At 74.6% G+C, this 1,545-nt stretch carries 2 protein-coding genes; both read right to left on the bottom strand.

Annotated elements, in window-relative coordinates:
* Positions 1–35: 35 nt before the first annotated feature.
* Positions 36–725, bottom strand: a complete 690-nt coding sequence (locus FH969_RS14875; protein WP_180359834.1) for an ABC transporter ATP-binding protein — start codon at positions 723–725, stop codon at positions 36–38.
* The coding region (locus FH969_RS14880) for an ABC transporter permease (protein WP_425462472.1) at positions 722–1,545 on the bottom strand (824 nt) is incomplete at its 5' end. The genes FH969_RS14875 and FH969_RS14880, both read right to left, overlap by 4 nt.

Below are 1,545 nucleotides of genomic sequence, written 5' to 3' on the forward strand. Positions count from 1 at the left end.
TCACAGCACGACGCTAAGGGGCGTCGCTGGGGTATTCACGGGACTTCCGGGTATATCTCCGGGTCGAGGCCGGCGAGCTCGACGACGCGGTCTCCGGACCGCGCGTCGCCGCCCGGGTCGTGGGTGACGAGGATCGCCGGGACGCCGAGCTCGGCGATGACGGCGCGCACGAGATCGCGGACGAGCGGCCGACTGGCGGCGTCGATCGCGGCGAACGGCTCGTCGAGCAGCACGGCACGCGGGCCCGGGCACAGCGCACGCGCGATCGCGACCCGTTGCGCCTGCCCACCCGACAGCCGCGCCCCGCGCGACCGGGCGACGTCGGCGACGCCGAGGCGGTCGAGCCAGGCCGTAGCCTCCGCACGGGCCTCGCGACGGTGGATGCCGCGTGCGCGCAGGCCGTACGCGACGTTCTCCAGCGCGCTGAGGTGGCCGAACACGACGTGGTGCTGCGGCACGAGCCCGATCTCGCGCCGCTCGGGCGGCACCCACGTCCCGTCGGCGTCCAGCGGTCGGCCCGCCAGGGTGATCTCGCCCTCGGCCAGCGGCAGGAGACCGGCGACGGCGTGCAGCAGCGTGGTCTTGCCCGTCCCGTTCGCACCCGCGAGCACCACGACCTCGCCCGGCGCGACGCTCAGGTCGGCGACGATCCGGCGTTCACCCCGGCGCACGACGGCGTCGCGCACCTCGAGCGAGGAGCGCAGACCTTCCCGAAAGCTCGTCACGTCATACCGCGCAGGGCGCCGAGCCAGCGTGACCGCAGCGCCACCAGCACGACGGCGCACACGAGCATGAGGACGACCGACAGGGCGATCGCGGTGTCCGGGCTCTGGTTGAGCGCCAGGTAGATGGCGATCGGCATGGTGCGCGTCGTGCCGGGGAAGTTCCCGGCGAACGTGATGGTGGCACCGAACTCGCCGAGCGCGCGCGCGAAGCACAGCACCGCGCCGGCGCCGATCGCGGGCGCGGTGGTGGGCAGTGTGACGCGCCGGAAGGTGGTCCAGCGCGAGGCACCGAGCGACGCCGACACCCCCTCGGCCAGCCCGGCGGACCCGCGCAGCGCGCCGTCGACCGACAGCACGAGAAAGGGCAGCGCCACGAACGTCTGCGCGATCACCACGGCGAGGGTGGTGAACGGGATGCTGAGGCCGAACCAGGCGTAGAGGTGCTGCCCGAGCAGACCCCGGCGGCCCAGCAGACTCAGCAGGGCGACCCCGCCGACCACCGGCGGAAGCACCATCGGCAGCGTGACGAGGGCTCGCAGCAGTCCGGCCGCGGGCAGGTCGGCGCGCGCGAGGAGCCAGGCGAGCGGCACGCCTATCAGGACGGCGATCGCCGTCGTCACCGTGGCGGTGCGCAGCGAAAGCCCCATCGCGGTCGCGGTCGCGGGATCGGTGACGAGCGCGCCGATCGATCCCCATGGCGCGCGGACCAGGAGCGCCACGAGGGGAAGCACGAGGAACGCCGCAGCGATCCCGCCGAGGACGAGGAGCACGACCGGCGGGGCGGGCCGCCGAGCCCGGGGGTGCGAGCCGCGCGCCCGAC

Origin of the sequence: Miniimonas arenae (genome assembly GCF_006351005.1) — a bacterium.
In the GTDB taxonomy this organism is placed as follows: domain Bacteria; phylum Actinomycetota; class Actinomycetes; order Actinomycetales; family Beutenbergiaceae; genus Miniimonas; species Miniimonas arenae.